The 19086-nt window shown below is 70.1% G+C and carries 20 protein-coding genes and 1 riboswitch; of the genes, 5 read left to right on the top strand and 15 right to left on the bottom strand.

The window, feature by feature from the left end:
- Positions 1-100 precede the first annotated feature (100 nt).
- Entirely contained in the window at positions 101-1297 is a 1197-nt protein-coding gene (locus V7S63_RS18995) for an MFS transporter (protein ID WP_336531334.1), read from the top strand.
- On the opposite strand, the gene bluB is transcribed toward V7S63_RS18995, so the two are convergent.
- Genes bluB through cbiE form a run of 5 tightly spaced genes read right to left on the bottom strand, consistent with a single transcriptional unit; the run spans position 1294 to position 5642 of the window.
- The gene (gene bluB / locus V7S63_RS19000; protein ID WP_336531335.1) at positions 1294-1926 is read right to left on the bottom strand and encodes a 5,6-dimethylbenzimidazole synthase; all 633 of its coding nucleotides are present in this window, start codon (positions 1924-1926) and stop codon (positions 1294-1296) included. The two genes, V7S63_RS18995 and bluB, sit on opposite strands and share 4 nt — an antisense overlap.
- Positions 1923-3248, bottom strand: a complete 1326-nt coding sequence (locus tag V7S63_RS19005) for a cobyrinate a,c-diamide synthase (RefSeq protein ID WP_336531336.1) — start codon at positions 3246-3248, stop codon at positions 1923-1925. Before V7S63_RS19005 ends, bluB begins: the two co-directional genes overlap by 4 nt.
- Positions 3245-4012: a precorrin-4 C(11)-methyltransferase gene (cobM, locus tag V7S63_RS19010; protein ID WP_336531337.1), complete on the bottom strand. Its 768-nt coding sequence runs from the start codon at positions 4010-4012 to the stop codon at positions 3245-3247. The genes V7S63_RS19005 and cobM overlap by 4 nt, the downstream gene beginning before the upstream one ends.
- On the bottom strand, positions 4009-4395 hold the full coding sequence (locus V7S63_RS19015) for a cobalamin biosynthesis protein (RefSeq protein ID WP_336531338.1): 387 nt from the start codon (positions 4393-4395) through the stop codon (positions 4009-4011). The genes cobM and V7S63_RS19015 overlap by 4 nt, the downstream gene beginning before the upstream one ends.
- Positions 4392-5642, bottom strand: coding sequence for a precorrin-6y C5,15-methyltransferase (decarboxylating) subunit CbiE (gene cbiE / locus V7S63_RS19020; protein WP_336531339.1), 1251 nt, complete (start codon positions 5640-5642; stop codon positions 4392-4394). Before cbiE ends, V7S63_RS19015 begins: the two co-directional genes overlap by 4 nt.
- Between cbiE and V7S63_RS19025 the strand changes: the two genes are divergently transcribed.
- On the top strand, positions 5641-6402 hold the full coding sequence (locus tag V7S63_RS19025) for a cobalt-precorrin-6A reductase (protein ID WP_100964566.1): 762 nt from the start codon (positions 5641-5643) through the stop codon (positions 6400-6402). The genes cbiE and V7S63_RS19025 overlap by 2 nt on opposite strands.
- On the opposite strand, the gene cobJ is transcribed toward V7S63_RS19025, so the two are convergent.
- The 9 genes from cobJ to V7S63_RS19070 are packed head-to-tail and all read right to left on the bottom strand — an operon-like array spanning position 6345 to position 15641.
- Positions 6345-7136 carry a precorrin-3B C(17)-methyltransferase gene (cobJ, locus tag V7S63_RS19030; protein ID WP_336531340.1) on the bottom strand — a complete coding sequence of 264 codons (792 nt, stop codon included), beginning with the start codon at positions 7134-7136 and terminating at the stop codon, positions 6345-6347. The genes V7S63_RS19025 and cobJ overlap by 58 nt on opposite strands.
- A complete protein-coding gene (locus V7S63_RS19035; RefSeq protein WP_336531341.1) occupies positions 7133-7885 on the bottom strand; it encodes a precorrin-2 C(20)-methyltransferase in 753 nt (250 codons plus the stop codon). Before V7S63_RS19035 ends, cobJ begins: the two co-directional genes overlap by 4 nt.
- Positions 7882-8514: a precorrin-8X methylmutase gene (locus V7S63_RS19040; RefSeq protein WP_336531342.1), complete on the bottom strand. Its 633-nt coding sequence runs from the start codon at positions 8512-8514 to the stop codon at positions 7882-7884. The genes V7S63_RS19035 and V7S63_RS19040 overlap by 4 nt, the downstream gene beginning before the upstream one ends.
- Positions 8511-9815 (bottom strand): precorrin-3B synthase, encoded by a 1305-nt coding sequence (cobG, locus tag V7S63_RS19045; RefSeq protein WP_336531343.1) that lies wholly within the window; start codon positions 9813-9815, stop codon positions 8511-8513. Before cobG ends, V7S63_RS19040 begins: the two co-directional genes overlap by 4 nt.
- Positions 9812-13177: a cobaltochelatase subunit CobN gene (gene cobN / locus V7S63_RS19050; protein ID WP_336531344.1), complete on the bottom strand. Its 3366-nt coding sequence runs from the start codon at positions 13175-13177 to the stop codon at positions 9812-9814. The genes cobG and cobN overlap by 4 nt, the downstream gene beginning before the upstream one ends.
- Positions 13178-13181: 4 nt before the next feature.
- On the bottom strand, positions 13182-14231 hold the full coding sequence (gene cobW / locus V7S63_RS19055) for a cobalamin biosynthesis protein CobW (RefSeq protein ID WP_336531345.1): 1050 nt from the start codon (positions 14229-14231) through the stop codon (positions 13182-13184).
- Entirely contained in the window at positions 14228-14653 is a 426-nt protein-coding gene (locus tag V7S63_RS19060) for a DUF1636 domain-containing protein (RefSeq protein ID WP_336531346.1), read from the bottom strand. The genes cobW and V7S63_RS19060 overlap by 4 nt, the downstream gene beginning before the upstream one ends.
- Before the next feature lie 48 nt (positions 14654-14701).
- Positions 14702-15457 carry a CbtA family protein gene (locus V7S63_RS19065; protein ID WP_336531347.1) on the bottom strand — a complete coding sequence of 252 codons (756 nt, stop codon included), beginning with the start codon at positions 15455-15457 and terminating at the stop codon, positions 14702-14704.
- A 10-nt stretch (positions 15458-15467) separates the two neighbouring features.
- On the bottom strand, positions 15468-15641 hold the full coding sequence (locus V7S63_RS19070) for a CbtB domain-containing protein (RefSeq protein ID WP_336531348.1): 174 nt from the start codon (positions 15639-15641) through the stop codon (positions 15468-15470).
- Positions 15642-15676: 35 nt separating this feature from the next.
- A riboswitch (cobalamin riboswitch) is annotated at positions 15677-15856 on the bottom strand.
- A 47-nt stretch (positions 15857-15903) separates the two neighbouring features.
- On the opposite strand from V7S63_RS19070, the gene cobU reads away from it, so the two are divergent.
- Both cobU and cobO read left to right on the top strand, forming a co-directional pair.
- On the top strand, positions 15904-16425 hold the full coding sequence (cobU, locus tag V7S63_RS19075) for a bifunctional adenosylcobinamide kinase/adenosylcobinamide-phosphate guanylyltransferase (RefSeq protein WP_100964549.1): 522 nt from the start codon (positions 15904-15906) through the stop codon (positions 16423-16425).
- Between the two features lie 15 nt (positions 16426-16440).
- Positions 16441-17052 (top strand): cob(I)yrinic acid a,c-diamide adenosyltransferase, encoded by a 612-nt coding sequence (gene cobO / locus V7S63_RS19080; RefSeq protein ID WP_336531349.1) that lies wholly within the window; start codon positions 16441-16443, stop codon positions 17050-17052.
- Here the strand turns inward: cobO and cbiB are convergent.
- Positions 17049-18029, bottom strand: coding sequence for an adenosylcobinamide-phosphate synthase CbiB (cbiB, locus tag V7S63_RS19085; RefSeq protein ID WP_336531350.1), 981 nt, complete (start codon positions 18027-18029; stop codon positions 17049-17051). The two genes, cobO and cbiB, sit on opposite strands and share 4 nt — an antisense overlap.
- Between cbiB and cobD the strand changes: the two genes are divergently transcribed.
- On the top strand, positions 18028-19032 hold the full coding sequence (gene cobD / locus V7S63_RS19090; protein WP_336531351.1) for a threonine-phosphate decarboxylase CobD: 1005 nt from the start codon (positions 18028-18030) through the stop codon (positions 19030-19032). The genes cbiB and cobD overlap by 2 nt on opposite strands.
- Positions 19033-19086 lie beyond the last annotated feature (54 nt).

Consider the following 19086-nt stretch of genomic DNA (forward strand, 5'->3'; position numbering starts at 1 on the left):
ATCGACTGAAAACGACATCTCCGGGCGACGCCGTAATGCCATCCAAGGAACCGAGCATGGCCGACCATCCCGCAGAGATCATCGTCGCGAGATCGCGCTCATGACGGCTGCCGTCGCAACAGAGGACGCCAGGACCGACTGGCTCGCTGTTTCCGTGGTCGTCGCCAGCGGTATCGTCGCGGCGCTGCAGGTCGGCAAGGCGGCGATCGCGATGCCGCTGGTCCAGGCCGAGTTCGGGCTCGATCTCGGCACGCTCGGCTGGCTTGCCTCGATCTTCGCCGTGCTTGGCATGGTCGGCGGCATCCCGGTCGGCACGCTCGCCATCGCGCTCGGCGCTCGGCGCGTTCTGCTGCTCGGCCTGCTGGCGATCGCGCTCGGCGCCTTCCTGGGAGCGGCGGCGCCACGCTTTCCGATGCTGCTCGCCTCACGCGTCGTCGAAGGGCTCGGCTTCCTGCTGATCACCATTGCCGCCCCCGCAATCCTCCAGCGCGTTGCCAGCCCTGCCCAGCGCGACATCGCCATGGCGCTGTGGAGCTGCTTCATGCCGACCGGCATCGCGCTCGCCATGCTCGCGGGGCTCTGGCTCACCGACTGGCGGATGATATGGCAGGTTACCGGTGCGCTCGCGGTCGCCGCGATGGTCCTGACCGTGCTGACGGTGCCGAACACCAGCGGCGGCAGGCGGCCATCCTGGACGGCTCTTGCCGGCGATGCCGGCGCGGTGCTGAGCGCGCGCGGGCCAGTGCTCCTTGGCTTCATCTTCGCGCTCTACGCGCTGATGTTCTTCGCCCTGTTCAATTTCCTGCCGGTGCTGCTGATGCAGCGCATGCAGGTCTCGCTAGCGACGGCGGGCCTGCTCGGCGCCCTCGCCAGCGCCGTCAACATCATCGGCAACCTCGCTGCCGGCCTGTTGCTCGCGCGCGGCGTCTCGCGCGTCAGCCTGATCGTGGCCGCAAGCCTCGTCATGGGTCTGTCTGCCATTGGCATCTTTCTCGCCCTGCTGCCGGATTCCGCGACCTTCCTCCTTTGCGTCCTGTTCTCGATGGTCGGCGGGATCATCCCTGCGACCCTGCTGTCGTCTGCGCCGGTGCTGGCGCCGGCGGCCGGATTGACACCTGTCGTCATCGGCCTGCTGATGCAGGGCAGCAACCTTGGCCAGGTCGTCGGGCCCGTCGCCATCGGCAGTGTCATCGAAGCGTTCGGTTGGCCTTCGGCGGCCGGGCTCGTCGGCGGTGCGGCGGTGATGGCCGTCCTGACCGCGCTCGGCCTGCGCGGCGCGCCCGGGCGGAAGGTCTAATCGCGTCCGGTGAGTCGCTGGTCGCGTTCCCAGCCGGCGCGGACGAGTTCGGGCACCTCGTGTTCCTCCTCGGGATAGCCGAGACAGAGATAGCCGATCAGCTTCCAGTCAGGCGGCGCGCCGACGATTGCTGCGATCTCGGCGGGGTCGAGGATCGAGACCCAGCCGAGGCCGAGCCCATGGGCGCGGGCGGCGAGCCAGAACTGCGTGATCGCCGCCACGACCGAATAGTCCAGCATCTCCGGCATGGTCCGGCGGCCGAGGCCATGACCCTGCGCCGTGGCGTGGTCGCAGAACACCGCGAACTGCACCGGCGCCTCGCGCAGGCCTTCGAGCTTCAGGCGGGCATAGAGCGCGGCGCGCTCGCCCTCATAGTCGGCCAGCGCATCGGCATTGCAGCGGGAGAAGCTGGCCCGCACCGCGGCACGCTGCTCGGCATCTGCGACCGTCAGCCAGCGCCAGGGCTGCGAATGGCCGACCGAGGGCGAAAGCTGCATCAGCTCGAACAGCCTGGTCAGAAGCTCCTCCGACACCGGCTCGCGGCGGAAACGCCTGACATCGCGGCGCCAGGCGAAGAGCTCGCCGAGCTTGTCGCGGAAGCCGTCGTCGAAAACGGGCGGCGCGCTCACGCGCCCTCCCGCACCGCGATGGCGTGGAAGAACGAGCCCGAGACGAGGCCACGACGGCTGCCGGCGGGCGCTGGCGGCGAGCCGTGTGGGTCGGTGACCTCCGCAAAGGGCGGGTCCTCGCCCTGCGAGATCACGGTCGCGTAATGGAATTCGTGGCCGCTGAGGCGATCGCCGGCGCGGCCGAGCTGTCCGTCAGTGGCGAGCACCGCATTGCGATAGCCGAGGTTCATCTTCCGTTTGGCGAAGCTGGTCTCGACCGAAAGCAGCCCGGCCATGGCGTGGCTGACCCCATCGGCGTCGATCAGGCTCTTGCCCAGCACCATGTAGCCGCCGCACTCGCCATGGACCGGACGGGCGCGGGCGAAATCGCGCAGGCCATCGAGAAAGCGCGAGGCGCCGGCGAGCCGGCCGGCATGCAGTTCGGGATAGCCGCCCGGCAGCCAGCACGCGTCGCAGCCCTCCGGTGGCGGTTCGTCCGCGAGCGGCGAGAACGGCACGAGCTCGGCGCCCTGCGCCCGCCAGCCGGCCTCGACATGCGGGTAGACAAAGCTGAAGGCGGCGTCGCGGGCGATGGCGAGGCGCTTGCCCGGGACCGGCAGCGGCGACACCTGCCGCCCGGAAGTCGGCAAAACGGTCGCACCCGCAGCCGCGGCCACCTCATCGAGATCGACCGCCGCCGCGACAGCTTCGGCCAGCGCATCGAGCCGCTGGCGCAGGTCCTCGGTCTCGCCGGCCTGGACCAGGCCGAGATGACGCTCGGGCAGGATCAGGCTCGCCTCGCGCGGCAAGGCGCCGAGAACCGGCAAGCCGATACGCGCCATGCCGGCCGCAGCCAGCCTTCGGTGGCGATCGCTGGCAACCTTGTTGAGGATCACCCCGGCGACGCGAATGCGCTTGTCGTAGAGCATGCAGCCGAGCGCAACCGCTCCGGCCGATTGCGCCTGTCCGGAGACGTCGATGACCAGCACGACCGGCCAGCCGAGGAGCGCCGCGATGTCGGCGCCGGTGCCGGTATGCCCGTCAGGGCCGGGCACGCCGTCGAACAGTCCCATCGAGCCTTCGGCGACGATAATGTCGGCCGCCCCGGCTGCCTCGTTGGCGATCTGGCCGAGCAGGGCATCCGGCATCGCATAGCTGTCGAGATTGGCGCTGGGGGCGCCCGTCGCGGCGGCGTGGAAGGCTGGATCGATGTAATCCGGCCCGCATTTCAGCCCACGGACCTTGAGGCCGCGCTGGGACAGTGCTCGCTGCAGGCCGAGCGTGATCGTGGTCTTGCCGGAGCCGGAACGCGGCGCGGCGATGAGCAGGCCCCGCGCGGTCATTCCTGGCCTCCACGCGGCCTGAAGCGGCGGTCATAGCCGGTCGAGTACAGTGCGCTCTCGGAAAAATCCTCGGCAGCCAGCGCCGGGCCAACCAGGATCAGCGCGGTCCGCTCCAGCTCGGCTGCCCGCACCTTGTCGGCGATTTCCGCGAGCCGCCCGCGCAGGATGCGCTCCTCCGGCCAGGAGGCGCGGAAGACGATCGCGACCGGGCAGTCCGCGCCGTAGAAGGGTATGAGTTCCGCGACGACCTGCTCGATCACATGGATCGAGAGGTGGATTGCCAGCGTCGTGCCGGAGGCTGCAAAAGTCGCCAGCTTCTCCTTCTCCGGCATCGCCGAGGCGCGGCCGGAGGTGCGGGTCAGCACCAGCGATTGCGCGACGCCCGGCAGCGTCAATTCGCGCTTGAGTGCCGCCGCCGCGGCGGCGAAGGCCGGTACGCCCGGCGTGATCTCGTAGGGGATGCCGAGCTGATCGAGCCGGCGCATCTGCTCGCCCGTCGCGCTCCAGATCGAGATGTCGCCGGAATGCAGACGGGCGACGTCCTTGCCTTCGTGATGGGCGGCCTCGATCTCGGCGATGATCGCGTCGAGGTCGAGCGAGGCGGTGTCCACGATCCGCGCGCCCGGCGGGCACCAGCCAAGCATCGCCTTGGGGATCAGCGAGCCCGCATAGAGGCAGACCGGGCAGGCGCCGATCAGCTCGCGTCCGCGGAGGGTGATGAGGTCGACCGCGCCGGGGCCGGCGCCGATGAAATGGACGGTCACGCAGCGCCCCTAGCCAGAGCGCAGGTGACGCGGGCGGTGGCGATGCGCGGCTGGATCAGGGTCGCGCCTGGTCCTGCCGCGGCCAGCGCAGCCGCCTCCGCCACCGAGCCGACGCCGTAGAGCCCGGAAATCCGGGTCGAGCGCGTCGCGCAGGCGGCCTCGAAGCCGGCGAGCGCTTCGTCGGGGATGGCGACGAGGGAGAGGTCATGCGCCTGTGCCACTGCCGCCAGCCCCGGCTCGTCCCGGCGCGAGGCAAGGGTAGCGAGGCGCTTGAGCGCATCCGCCGGCAGGTTGGCGGCGGCCAGCGTCTGCGTCAGGCAGGCCTCGATATCGGCCTCCGATGTGCCCGGGCGCAGGCCGATGCCGGCGGTGACGTCGCTCACGGCTTCACCACCCGCCATTGCGTCACCGCCATCGCGGCGCGCCAGCCATGCATCGTCCCGATCGGATCGAGATGCGAGACGCCGATGCGGCGCAGATTCCCGCCATGAACCGCGAACAGCCCGGCGAGCCTGGCTTCGCCCTCGATTGTCACGGCATTGGCGACCAGTCGCCCGCGCGGCTTCAGCGCCGCGAAGGCGGCCTCGAACACGCCGGGATCGGTCAGCCCGCCGCCGATGAAGACGGCGTCAGGCGAGGCTTTTCCGGCAAAGCTCTCCGGTGCCTTGCCCTCGACGACCTCGAGCGGCGGCGCGCCGAGCGCGAGCCGGTTGCGGGCGATGCGGGCGGCGCGCTCCGGCCGCTCCTCGAAGGCGATGGCACGGTTGTGTCGATGGCGCAGGCTCCATTCGATGCCGATCGAGCCTGAGCCGGCGCCGATGTCCCAGAGCAGTTCGCCGGCGCGCGGGGCCAGCGCCGAGAGCGTGATCGCCCGGATATCGGCCTTGGTCAGCTGGCCGTCATGCTCGAACCAGTCGTCGGAGAGACCGGTTGCCAGCGGCAGGATGCGGGCGTCCCGGCTGGCGACCACCTCGATCGCCAGCAGGTTGAGCGGCACGATGCCATCCAGAGCGAAGGCGTCGGCGCGAGTCTGCCGGATGCGTTCGTTCGGTCCGCCGATCGTTTCCAGCACGGTGATCGTGCTTTCGCCGAAGCCGCGAGCGCTCATGAGCTGCGCGACGGCGAGCGGCGTCGAATCGTCCCAGGACAGGGCCAGGACCCGCGCGCCCGGCTGGAGAAAAGGGATGATCCTCTGAAGGGCACGGCCATGCAGCGAGACCAGCCCGCATTCCTCCTGCGGCCAGCGCATCCGCGTGCAGGCCAGCGAGAAGGAGGAGAGCTGCGGGATGACGCGCATCTCCGCCGCCGGCACCGCCTTGGTCAGCCCGGCGCCGATGCCGTAATGGAACGGATCGCTGGTCGCGAGCACGCAGACATTCCGGCCCTTTTCGGCCAGAATCGCCGGCAGCGCATTGCGGAAAGGCTGTGGCCAGGGCCTGGCTTCACCGGGCACGTCGCCGATCAGCTTGAGGTGGCGCTCGCCGCCGAAGACGATCTCGGCGCTCTCCAGCGCCGCCAGCGCCTCGGCGCAGAGGCCGGCACGGCCATCCTCGCCGAGCCCGACCAGCGAAAGCCAGGGGCCGGGCGGTACGCTCGACAGTCTGGTCGTTTCAGGCGAAAACTGTTCCATGACGGTCCTCATCCTCGGCGGCACCAGCGAAGCGGCTGCGCTCGATCAGCTCCTGGCTGAACAGGCACCCGAGATTCGCGCCGTGATCTCGCTCGCGGGCCATACCGCCGACCCGCGCCCTCTGTCCTTGCCGACCCGCACCGGCGGCTTTGGCGGCATTGCCGGTCTCCGGCAGTATCTTCTCGACGAGGGCGTCGTCGCCGTCATCGACGCGACCCACCCCTTCGCCGCGATCATGCCTTATCATGCCGAGGCAGCCTGCAAGGCGGAAGGCGTGCCGCTGCTGGCGATCAGGCGGGAATCCTGGAAGCCGCAGAACGGCGATCGTTGGAAATGCGTGCCCGACATCGACGCTGCGGTCGAAGCGCTGGGCGATGAGCCGCGCCGCGTCTTCCTGACCATTGGCCGGCTCGAACTGCCTCACTTTTTCGCCGCTCCGCAGCATGAATATCTGATCCGCGTAATCGAGCCGGTGGGCGATCTGCCTTTGCCGCATGCCAAGGTGCTGCAGCAGCGCGGGCCGTTCGAGGCCGATGCCGAAGAAAAGCTGATGCGGGAGGAGGGCATCGAGATCCTCGTCAGCAAGAATGCTGGCGGGCCGATGACGCTGGGCAAGCTCGTCGCGGCGCGGCGGCTCGGACTTCCCGTGGTGATGGTCGAGCGGCCGCCCAAGCCCGATGTCGAGACCGTCGAGCATATCGATCAGGTCCTGCCCTGGCTGGTGACGCAGGGACTCTTCGTCACCGAGCGCGGCGTATAGACGATCGGGTTCTCGCCCTCGCGGGCGATCAGCCGCGTCGCGCTGGCGCCGATCATCACCAGGGTCGCCATGTCGGCTGTCCCGGCTGCGGCAATCGCCTCCGCCAGCGTCAGGATGCGCAGGCTTTCGTCGGGCCGTCCGACGGCGCGGGCGAAGATCACCGGCGTCTCCGCCGCGCGGATCGTCGCCGCCAGCTCCAGCGCCTTGCCGAGCTGCCAGGGCCGCGCTTTCGAGATCGGATTGTAGAGGGCGATCACGAAATCGGCCGACAGCGCCGCCGTGAGCCGCGCCGTGACGACCTCCCAGGGCTTGAGATTGTCGGAGAGCGAGATCGCACAGAAATCGCCGCCGAGTGGCGCGCCGGCCTTGGCCGCGGCCGCGAGCATCGCGGTGATGCCGGGCTCGACCGTGATCTGGAGCTTGCGCCAGTCCGGCCTGCCCGCTTCAAGCGCCTCGAACACCGCCGCCGCCATGGCGAAGACGCCGGGATCGCCGCCGGAGACGACCGCGACGGCCTTCCCCTCTGCGGCCAGCGCCAGCGCATGCCGGGCACGCTCGACCTCGACGCGGTTGTCGGAGGCGTGCTTGGTCTGGCGGGCGTGAGCCGGAACGCGGTCGAGATAGGGCCCGTAGCCGACGAGATCGCTGGCGGACTCGAGCGCCGCCAGCGCCGAGGGCGTGAGGTAGCGCGCCTCGCCTGGCCCGAGGCCGATGATGGCGAGCGAGCCGCTCATAACCGCCGTCCTTCGCCGGGCACGAGGATCATCGAGAAATAGGGGGCTTCGTCGTCGGGCTTCTCGGCGAGCCGTGTCACCACCTGTCCGGCCATGGTGGCCCGCTCGACATAGATGGCGCGGTTGATCAGACCGGCCGCCTGCAGCGCGCGGCGCACTTTTGGCAGGTTGCGGCCGAGCTTCATGATCACGGCGGCATCCGTATCGGCCAGGCGGCGGGTCAGTTCGCCCTCGGCGAGGGTGCCCGGCACCACTGTCATCACGTCGTCGCCCCAGCTGATCGGCGCGTCGGCGCGGGACCAGGCACCGGCCATGCCGGTGACGCCCGGCACCACCTCGGTCGGAAAGCGATGGGCGAGGCGCCGCCACAGATGCATGAAGGAGCCGTAGAAGAAAGGGTCGCCGTCGCAGAGCACGGCGACGCTGCGGCCATCAGCCATCTCTCCGGCGAGCTGCTCGGCCGCTTGGTCGTAGAAGGCGGCGATCGGGCCGGTATAACCCTCGTCCTCGACCGGCACCTCGATCGTCACCGGGAAGGCGAGTTCGATCTCGCGGGCCGGATCGGGCGCGATGATGGCATCCGCAGTGACCCGGGCATTGCCGCGCCGGCCGCGCTTGCAGAAATGCACGAGACGGTCGGCCTTCAGAATGATGTCGCGGGCGCGCACCGTCATGTAGTCGGGATCGCCGGGGCCGAGGCCGACGCCGAAGAGGAGGGTGCGGGGTGCCTCGACGCTCACGCCGCTCATTCCTTCACCTGTGCCAGCGCGTTGACGGCCGCCGCCGCCATGGCCGAGCCGCCGCGACGCCCATGCACCACGAGAAAGGGCACACGCCCGTCCTGCGCCAGCGCCTCCTTCGATTCCGCCGCGCCGACGAAGCCGACCGGAATGCCGATCACCGCCGCCGGCCTCGGCGCGCCCTCGTCGAGCATGTCGAGCAGGCGGAACAGCGAGGTCGGCGCGTTGCCGATCACGACGACGGAGCCTGCGAGATGCGGACGCCACAGCTCCATCGCCGCGGCGGAGCGTGTCGTGCCCATCGCCTCGGCCAGTTTCGGCACGGAAGCGTCGGGCAGCGTACAGATCACCTCGTTCCTGGCCGGCAGGCGGGCGCGGGTGACGCCGTCGGCGACCATTCGGGCATCGCACAGGACCGGCGCGCCCTTCGCCAGCGCAGCCTCGGCCGCCTCGGCGAAATCAGGCGACATCGCCACGTCCTGGGGCAGGTCGGTCATGCCGCAGGCATGGATCATGCGGACGACGACGCGCTCGGCCGTGCCGGAAAAGCGCGACAGGTCGGATTCGGCCCGGATGATGGCGAAGGAGCGCTCGTAGATCGCGGCTCCGTCGCGGATATAGGCGTGACGCGTGCTCAAACTCGAAAGACCTGCTTCTGATGGCGCGCCGCTTCCAGGCGCGCGCGGATGTCCTGACCCGGTTCGAGCCGGCGCACAAGTTCCCCAAGCGAAAGATGAGCGATGGCGATGCCGTCAGTGCCGCTTGCGACGATCACGTCATAGCGCCCGTCGCGTCCGACCAGTGTGAGGTCGGCGCTGCCGGGATGGGCGCAGGACTTGGCGCAGCCGGAGACATGGAGGCCGAGGCCGTCGGTGAGGAGCGGCGCGATCGCTTGTGCGAGGACCGCGGCATCGGCCAGCGCAGGTGCTTCGCCGCGGGCGCAGGCAGGGGACCCGATGCAGGCTGAGACCGCAAGGCGCGGATCGTCCGCTTGGACGATCAGGCCCTCATTGTGCAAGGACGCTCGCAGGTTGGTCGCTGCGTCAGCCGAGAGGCCGCAGAAGGCGAAGCCGCGCCAGGGCGATGGTCTGATCTCGTGGATGCCAGTGTCGCGGGCGAGCTTGCCCATACGGTGCAAGCCCGCGAGGTCGGTCCGGCCGAAGGGCAATCCCGCAAGCACGGCGACCCTGTCGTTCCGCTCGGCCACGAGGCCGACCGGTGATGGCTTCGGCCGGGTCGCAGGGGCCCGCATCGATTCGAGTCCGGACGAGGTCGCCAGCATGTTCACCGCGTCTGCCGCAAGATCGCGCATGCGGCGGATTCGCCCCGCGCTCTGCCCGCTGACGGCGGCGAAAGCACCGAGTAAACGGGTCACCAGTGCCGGCGCCTTATCCATTGCAACCGGACCGCACCAATGCCCGCCCGGCAGCCCGAACGCGACTGCGTCGGTCGAAACCGCCCGCAGCCTGAGATCGGCGGCGAAGGCATCGAGCGCCAGCGCGCCGCCGCCATCGACGATGATCGAAAACTTTGCCGGCAGGCCCGAAACGCTGCGCCCGGCACGCTCGACCGCCGCAGCCAGCGCGGCCGCGTCGAGCAGTTCGTCGGCCGCCCGGCCGGCGAGCGGCGAGGTGAGCACCAACCGGTTCGGGCCATCGCCCTCGGCCTCGTCGACGAGGCCCGCCGTCAGCAGGTCGTCGACCAGCGCCGGATGCGCCTCCTCGCGGATGCCGCGCAGTTGCAGGTTGCCACGGCCGGAAATCTCGATCTGGCCGTTGCCATGCCGGCTCGCCAGCTCGGCGAAGTATGCGAGCTGGTCCGGCGTCAGCGCATTGCGCGGCGGATGCAGGCGCACCAGCAACCCGTCGCCGGTCAGCATCGGCCGCAAGGTGCCGGGGCACCAGCCGCGCCGCATCGTCTCGCGGGCCGGGGCGCTCATTCAGCCGCCTCCCGGCCTGAGAGCATCGCCGCCGAGTTCGAGCGGCTTGTCCAGAGTCCGCGCTCCTGCGCCTCGGCGAGACGCGAGCGGATCGAGGCGGCGGCCGGCGCATTCGCCTGCTCCAGCGCCTGCCAGATGGCGGGATCGCCGCAATAGGCCTGGAAGACCGCGTCGAACAGGCCGTTGGAGACCGCGTCGGTAGCGGCCGCATAGACGAAGAGCGCGTCGACCGCCTCGGCCAATTCGGCCACGCCGCGCCAGCCATGGGCGAGATGGCTCGCGATCCAGCGGGGATGGCAGAGCCGGCCATGGACGATGCGCGAGACGTCCTCGGCCAGCGTGCGCGCCCTCGGCATGTCGGGGTTGGAGGTGTCGAGGCTGTAGAGCGCCGCCTTGCCGCCTTCAGCTTGCATGGCCGCGACGAAACCGCCGATCACGTCGGCGGCGCTGGTCGCTTCCAGGATGTCGCGCCCGGCCGTGTCGCTGACATGGATGAAGGCCTGCGCCTCTGCGACCCGGCTCGCAAACCGGGCGTCGGGCGACGCTGCGCCGTCCGGCCCGCCATAGGCGTGGCTCGTCGCGGCAAGATAGGCCTCGCCGAGTTCCGCACGCGTTTGCCAGTCGCCGTCGAGCGCGCGGTCGGCCATGGCGGCACCATAGCGGCCGGGCGCGGCGCCGAAGATGCGCGCGCCTGCCTCGCCGCGGCGGTGGGCGGCGGCCGGCTCGTTCCACTCGTCCGGTTCGTCAAGGGATGCGACGGCGCGTGCTGCCGCCTCGAGCAAGGCGATCTGCGCCGGAAAGGTGTCGCGGAAGGCGCCGGAGATGCGGATGGTGACGTCGGCGCGCGGCGCGGCGAGCTTGGCCTGCGGGGTGATCGAGAAGCCGGTGACCCGGGTCGAACCATGGTCCCAGAGCGGTTCGACACCCATCAGGTGCAGGGCATGGGCGATGTCCTCGCCGCCTGAGCGAAGCGTCGGCGAGGCCCAGAGATCCATCACGATCCGGCGGGGATAGTCGCCCTCGTCCTGGAGATGGCGGGCGATCACGGCCTCGGCCGCCTTCGCCCCGAGCCTGGCGGCCGAGCGGGTCGGCAAGGCGCGCGGGTCGAGCGTCGAGAGGTTGCGCCCGCTCGGCAGCACGTCGGGCCGGCCGCGATGCGGCGCGCCGGCAGGTCCCGGCGGCACGAAGCCGGCATCGAGCGCCTTCAGCAGGTTGCGACGCTCATTCTCCGCCGATGCTGGATCGGCTTCGGAGGAACCGAAGACATGCAAGCCGTCGCGGAAGGCGGTCTCGGCGAGGTCGCAGAGATGGGCGTCGAGTGCCGCGAGCGCGCTCGCCATGTCCTGACCCTGTGTGACGCCGCTCGCGGTGGCGAGGCCGGTGCGCTTGGCGCGGTCGAGGATCTCGCGCGCGACCAATTCGGCCCGGCGCGGATCGAGCACTTGCGCCTGCGAGTATTCCTCCACGAGGTCGCGCAGCAGCGCGGCCTCGCTGGCCGTGTCATGGCTCGCCAGTGGCGGCGGCAGATGGCCCAGCGTCAGAGCCGAGAGCCGGCGCTTGGCCGGCGCCGCCTCGCCGGGATCGTCGACGACATAGGGGTAGATCACGGGCAGCGGGCCGACCGCGAGCCGCGGCCAGCAGGCAGCCGAGAGCGCCACCGCCTTGCCGGGCAGCCACTCGGTCGTGCCATGCGTGCCGAGATGGACCAGTGCGTCGGCGCGGAAGACCCCGCGCAGGCCGAGATAGAAGGCGAGATAGGCGTGGCCCGGCGGCGCATCGGGGTCGTGATAGCGCGCCTTGCGGTCGGGCGAGGCGTCGCGCGCCGGCTGCAACGCGATGGCGAGCTTGCCGAAGCGGACGAGCCGGAAGCGGAAGGCCTCGCCGTCGCAGGCTGGGTCGGTCTCGGGCTGGCCGTGGCTGGCGAGCAAAGTCTCGCGCGCGGCGGCCGGGATGGTCGCGAGCCAGGCGCGGTAGCTGGCGAGCGGAACGGCGAAGTCGGCTGGGCCCTCGGTGAGGGCCTGCATGAGATTCGAGCCGTGATGGCAATTCGCGAGGTCATCCCGGGTCTCCCTCCGATCGCCCGGGATGACCGCGTCTAGGGAGGGATCAACGTCGTATCCAGCTCCATCCAGCAACTCCCGGATCGCCAGGGCGCTCGCCGGCGTGTCGAGGCCGACGGCGAAGCCGGCGCGGCCGCCACGGGCGGGATAGTCAGACATCACCAGCGCAAGCTGTCGCTCGCCCCGCGGCTTGCGGCCGAGTGCCACCCAGCTGGCCGCGAGGTCGGCCAGCGCTGCGATGCCCTCGGCATCCGGTGTGAGCCGCCGCAGCATCAGGCCGGTCGCCGGATCGGCGATTTCTTCCTTGAAGGCGACGGGGATGGCACCGAGCCGTCCGTCGAACTCCGGCAGCGCCGCCTGCATCGCGAGGTCGGCGGCGGAGAGGCCGCGGGGCGACGCTTCCCAGGCCTCGCGGGCACTGCCGACCGGCACGGCCTGCAGGATCGGACAGTCGGCGGTGTCTAGCACGAAGCCGCCGCCATCGCGGGCCGAGAAGGCGGTAGTGGTGACAATCAGCGCTGGCTTGCGGGTGGCGATCAGCGTGGCGAGCTCGCCGGCGACGCTCGCGTCCTTGAGGCTGGTCAAGGCGAGCGGGAGCGGGCCGAGCCCGCGCTCGGCGAGGGCTGCAGCGATCGCCTCGACCATCGCCGTGTCGCCGGCGGCAACGCCGGAGCGGTAGACGAGGATCGGGACGAGCGGGGCGTCTGTCGGGATAGTCGCGAGCGCCTCCCGCCAGGGAAGAGGCGTGGCGTTGGGGCCGAGGGCGAAGAGCGTGGGGAGCGGGACGGGGCTGAGGTTGAGCTCGGGCGAGGGCGGCAGCGCGGCGAGATAGTCATCTATCCGCCCCAGCAGCCGCCGCATGTTCTCGGCGCCGCCGCCGGCATGAAAATAGCCGAGCAGGCCTGCCGCGAACTCCGGCGGCACCGTGCCATATCCGGCCAGCCGCTCATCCTCGCGATCATCGCCAGGCAGCACCGCCAGCGCGACGCCATGCTGCCGGCAGGCAGCGGCGATCTGCTCGACGCCGTAGCGGAGATAGTCGAGCCCGCCGAGGCAGCGCAGCAGCACGAAACGCGAGCCGGCGAGGGTCTTCTCGATCAGCAGGTCGATCGAGAGCGGATGCTTGAAGCGCCGCAGCGGCACCAGACGGAGGCCCAGCCAGCTACCGGGGGCGGCCGCCGCCAGCGCCGAGAGGTCGCTGTCGCTGAAGGAGAGGACGATGAGGTCTCCCGGCGGCAAGGCGAGGTCGACGGCGTCTTCGCCGTCGTCGAGCCTCACCTCGCTGGTCGGGAGGAGATGCATGGCATCAGCCGGCGAGCGCGGCCTCGACTGCGGCGCGATCGAAGCCCTTGAGGCCGATCACCACGAGCCGGCCGTCGCGCGCTTCACCGGCGCCCCAGGCCCGGTCGTAATGGTGGCCGACGCGTCGGCCGACGCCCTGCACGACGAGCCGCATCGGCTTGCCGGGAATGCCGGCAAAACCCTTGAGGCGTAGTACGCCCTCGGCCTCGGCCGCCTTGGCGACGCGGGCGACGAGCTCTTCCGGCGAACCGGCCTGCGGCAGCGGCAGTGCGACGCTGTCGAAATCGTCATGGTCATGATCCTCACCCTCGCCGTGATGCGAGGGCCGGGCGGCGAGGTCGGACTCGGCCGCAGCGCCGAGACCGATGATCAGCGCCGGCTCGACCTTGCCATGGGCGGTTTCGACCACCTTGATCGCCTTGGGCAAATGCTGGGCGATCTCGGCCTTGACCCGTTCGCGCCCTGCGGCGTCGACGAGGTCGCTCTTGTTGAGCAGGATCAGGTCGGCGCAGAGGATCTGATCCTCGAACACCTCTTCCAGCGGGTTGTCATGGTCGACGGCCTGGTCCCGCGCCGCCTGCGCCTTCAGCGCCTCGGGATCGTCGGCGAACTGGCCGTCGGCCACCGCCGGCCCGTCGACCACGGCGATGACGCCGTCGACGGTGACGCGGGAACGGATCGCCGGCCAGTTGAAGGCCTTGACCAGCGGCTTGGGCAGGGCAAGGCCCGAGGTCTCGATCAGGATGTGCTGCGGCGGGTTTTCCCGGTTCAGCAGCTTTTCCAGCGCCGGCACGAAATCATCGGCGACCGTGCAGCAGATGCAGCCATTGGGCAATTCGACGATGTCGTCCTGCGTGCAGCCCTCGATGCCGCAGCCGGCGATGAAGGAGCCGTCGAAGCCGAGATCGCCAAACTCGTTGACGAGAACGGCGAGGCGCTTGCCGCCGGCATTCTCCAGGAGATGGCGGACCAGGGTGGTCTTACCGGCGCCGAGGAAGCCGGTGATGATCGTGCACGGCACCTTGCCGAGCGTCGTGGTCTGAGGAGCGTTCATTCGTTTGATCCTTGTGTGCGCGGCAGCGGAGGCACGCGCGCGACCACGCCCTTGCGGAACGAGGCGGGTCTTTCCTTCCAGGGAACGATGCCGTTGGCGCTGGCGGCAAATTTCTCCGCCCCGCTGACGATCTCGTCGAGATGAAGACCGACGTCGAGATCGCCGATCAGATAGGTCCATTTGCCCTCCGCCGCGAGCGCGATCGTGCAGGGCCGCTTGCAGACCGAGAGGCATTCGACCGGCACGACGGCGATGCCGCTGCCCGCCAGGCGCTCGTCCAGCACGGCCGCGAGCGCGATGCCGGGCTGGTCATAACCCTCCGGCAGGTCCTCGCGTTGGCGCCGGCAGGTGGTGCAGACATGGATGGTGCAGCCCGGCTGCTGCCGAACTTGCGTCGCGAGGGCGAGATCGCCTTCGAGCATGACAACGCCTCCTTGGGCTGGCGCGGCCGTCGCCGGCCGCACGAGGCGTCACGCCGCTACGGGAGCGGCGTTGCGTCGCGCGGCCCAGGGCCAGAGCACGCCGACGGCAAAGCCGGTGACGAGCCAGAGCGCGGCCTGGATGGCGAGCGAGAGCGCGGCGAAATGTGCGGCGATCTCGGCCGGCACCTTGCTTTCCGGCGCGGCCGGATGCGGGGCACCGATCAGATGCGGCAGCAGCAAGGCGAGGACGGCGAGTGCTCGGGCCCAGGAAGCCTCGACGCGCAGGAAGACGAAGAGCGCGCCGGCGGTGACCATCGCCGTCAGCAGCCACCAGAGCTGGCGCTGCTGCAGTTCGGCTGCGGCGGAGCCCGGCAGTTCCGGCGCCAGCCCCATTGCCGGGGCGAGCCCGAAAGCGAAGAAGCCGCACACCGCCCAGGCCAATGCGCGGCGCTGGTCGATCTGCTCGTTCGCCGCGATCATCCCGGCGATAAGCAGCGCCGCGAAGCCGATCGCGGTGCCGATCGTCACCAGGCTGGTGAAGGCCGTGCGCTGCAAGCCGTCCTGCGGCCTCCAGTCATGCTCGCCGGCATGGTCTGGGCCTGCCTTTGGGTCGTTGTGAGCGAGCTGGATGCGGGCTTCGCCTGAGAAGGCGGCCTGCATCGGTGCGCCCTGCGCGCGCAACGCCGCCTCGTAGGTCTCGGCCTTGAGGATCAGCGGGGTGGTGGTGACGTGCTGGAGCGCCGAGATCAGCAGCCCAGCCAGAAGCCCGGCCAGGATGCTGACCGTGAGAACACGCGTGATCATGTGGTTCCCCTCAATGACAGGGGAAGGCGAGGCCGTGACGGGTGTCGTGCGCCGCGTTGTGGACAGTGGACGAGGCGGCGAAGCCGACGGTGTAGATCATCACGAAGCCGAGGATCAGCGCGGCGGCGACGGCTTTCGCCCGCTCCGAAACGCTGGTTTGGCTGGTGACGGTAGCCGTATTCATCTGGTTCTCCTTGGCCACCCCACCGGCAGCCTGCTGGACGACATCGAATGACGGCAGGTCTCCTGGCTCACGGCTTGGTGTCCTGCTCCGCCTTCCCGGGAAACCCAGTGGCCGATGGCGCAGGACGCGCCGCTTACAGTTGCGGGGGCAGCCGCGGCCTTTCACCGCGTTCCCTTTTCACCTCGTCGTCGAGGCACCGTCACGGATGATCATTAGCCACAGGCGCGGTGCTGTGCAATGCACGACGTCTCTCCGAAAGCGAATGCCAGACATGACCCTTCCCCTGCTCACCCTCGTTCTAGGCGGCGCCCGTTCTGGCAAGAGCCGTCATGCCGAGGCGCTGATCGAGGCGCTGCCGGCACCCTGGACCTACATCGCGACCGCGCAGGCCTATGACGACGAGATGCGCGCCCGCATCGCCGAGCACCGCGCCAGGCGCTCGCGCGACTGGCAGACGGTCGATGCGCCTGTCGCGCTACCCGAGGCGATTCGCAATGCGCGGGCCGGACAGCCCATCCTGGTCGATTGCCTGACGCTCTGGCTGACCAATCTGCTGCTCGCCGAGCGCGATATCGCGATCGCCACCGGCGAGCTCGTTGCGGCCTGCCGCGAGGCGAGCGCACCAGTGGTGCTTGTCTCGAACGAGGTCGGCCTCGGCATCGTGCCGGACAATGCGCTCGCCCGCCGCTTCCGCGACGAGGCCGGCCGGCTGCATCAGCGGCTTGCGGCGCAGGCCGCGCGCGTGGTCTTCATGGTCGCCGGATTGCCGATGCAGGTGAAGTAGAAGCGCGACGTGACGATGACCAACGAAGCTGAGGACGCTGCCCGCCACAAGGCGAAGATGGCAAAGCGCAAGGCGGTGCAGGACGCCGAGGTCGCCGGCAAGACGCTGGAAAAGGGCCTGCTGATCGTTAACACCGGCCCGGGCAAGGGCAAGTCGACCGCCGCCTTCGGCCTGATCCTGCGGGCGCTCGGCCATGGCTGGCGCATCGGTGTCGTCCAGTTCATCAAGGGCGCCTGGTCGACCGGGGAACGCAAGGCGCTGGACGCCTTTGGCGATCAGGTCTCCTGGCATTCGATGGGCGAGGGCTTCACCTGGGAGACGCAGGACAAGGCCCGCGACATCGCCGCCGCGACGCGCGCTTTCGACAAGGCCAGGGAGCTGCTGGCGGATGAAAGCATCAGGCTGCTGGTGCTGGACGAGCTCAACATCGCCCTACGGTACGATTACCTGCCGCTCGCCGAGGTCGTGGCGGTGCTGCGGGCTCGCCGGTCCGACCTTCACATCGTCGTCACCGGCCGCAACGCCAAGCCGGAGCTGATCGAGGCCGCCGATCTGGTGACGGAGATGACGCTGGTAAAGCATCATTTCGCCGCCGGGGTGAAGGCGCAGGAGGGGATCGAGTTCTAGAGGGCGAGCGCGGCCACGCTTGCAACTGCCGCCAACCCCCAGAGCAGCAGGCAGGAGCGTCGGTAGAGGGCGAGCGCCCGCCTTATGTCCGCCGCCGTCGCTTCCGCCCTGCCATCGCCCATCCAGCCATCCTCGACCCTGACCGCCCCGTAGACGCGCGGGCCGGCGAGACGAAGCCCGAGCGCACCTGCCATCGCCGCCTCCGGCCAGCCGGCATTGGGCGAGCGGTGGCGGCGGGCATCGCGACGCACGGCGCGCCAGGCGGCGCCGGCTTCGGCCTGCCGGTCGAGCGCCGCGGCGGCGATCAGCAGCAAAGCAGTCAGCCTAGAAGCTGGTAAATTTACGAGATCGTCCAGCCGGGCGGCAGCCCAGCCGAAGGCGAGATGTCGCGGCGATTTGTGGCCGATCATCGAATCGGCGGTGTTGATCGCTTTGTAGAGCACTCCACCAGGCAGGCCGCCGAGGCCGAGCCAGAAGGCCGGCGCGACGATCCCGTCGGAAAAATTCTCGGAGAGGCTCTCGATCGCGGCGCGCGCGACGCCGGCCTCGTCGAGGCTCTCCGGATCGCGGCCGACGATCATCGCGACCGCCTTGCGCCCCCCGGTGAGGCCGCCTTGCTCCAATCCTTGGGCGACGCGGGCGACATGCTCGTGCAGGCTTCGCTGCGCCAGCAGGCTGGAAGCCAGCAATGCCAGCGGCAGCAAAGCGAGCGGCTCGGCGAGGCGGCCGAGCGCGACGAGGGCCAGCGAGGCGGCAAGTGTCACACCCAGCAGGATCAGGAGCGCGGCCACACCGGCCAGACGCCGTATCGCGAAACTCATGCTCTCGCGATTGAGGCTGCGATCCAGCGCGCCGATCAGCGCGCCGATCCAGGTGACGGGATGGCCGATCCATGCGAACAGGCGCGCCGGATAGCCGATCGCCGCCTCGGTCAGGAGGGCGGCGAGGAGGAGCGGCAGGCTGGCGGAGAGCGACATGGCGGCCGTGGATACGAAGGAAGCGATCTGGCATGGCGGCGATCTCGCCACGGCCAAGGCGCTGTTTCCGCAGGCGCCAGAACCCTGGATCGATCTCTCGACCGGTATCAACCCGATCCCCTATCCGCTTCCGGAGCTGCAGTTAAGCCTGTGGCAGCGCCTGCCCGGCAAGTCGGACGAGGCCGCGCTGCTGGCGGCGGCCCGTAAGGCCTACCGCATTCCTCCGCAAAGCGGCCTCGTCGCCGCGCCCGGCACGCAGATCCTGATCGAGTTGCTGCCGCGTCTCATACCGGCAGCGAATGTCGCCGTGCTCGGCCCGACCTATGGCGAGCACGCGCCGGCCTGGCGCAAGGCGGGCGCGATTGTGCGCGAAATCGCGGACCTCGCGGAGATCGGTGACGCCAATGTCGTCGTGCTGGTCAATCCGAACAATCCGGACGGGCGCGTCGTCGCGCAGGAGACGCTGGTCGCGCTGGCCGGATTGCTTGGCGCGCGAGGCGGCCTGCTGGTGGTCGACGAGGCCTTTGCCGATTTCGCGCCTGAGACGAGCCTGCTGCCGATCCTGCCGGAGGGGGCTCTCGTTCTGCGCTCCTTCGGCAAGGCCTATGGGCTTGCCGGTTTGAGACTCGGCTTCGCCGTTGGCGAAGAGCGCTTCACCGACGCCCTTCAGGCCATGCTCGGCCCCTGGGCGGTGGCCGGGCCGGCGCTGCATGTCGGAGCCGTCGCGCTCGGCGATGCGCAGTGGCTGTCCGCGGCCGGCGAAGCGCGCGCCGCCGACAGCAAGCGCCTCGACGCTATCCTTGCCGGACACGGCCGGGTCGTCGGCGGCACCGTGCTTTATCGCCTGATCGAGACGCCGCAGGCGCGATCCCTGTTCGAGAGGCTCGGCCGCGCCGGCATCTATGTCCGCCGGTTTCAGCACGATCCTTGCCGCCTGCGCTTCGGCCTGCCGGGCGACGAGGCGGGCTGGGCCCGGTTGGCGCAGGCCCTAAAGCCGGCCTGAGCCTCGCTGCGCGGTCATCGCAGCCGGCGCATGCGGGTGCGAATGGGACGAAGC

This window comes from Allobosea sp. CCNWLY174 (assembly GCF_037120455.1).
GTDB classification, from domain to species: domain Bacteria; phylum Pseudomonadota; class Alphaproteobacteria; order Rhizobiales; family Beijerinckiaceae; genus Allobosea; species Allobosea lupini.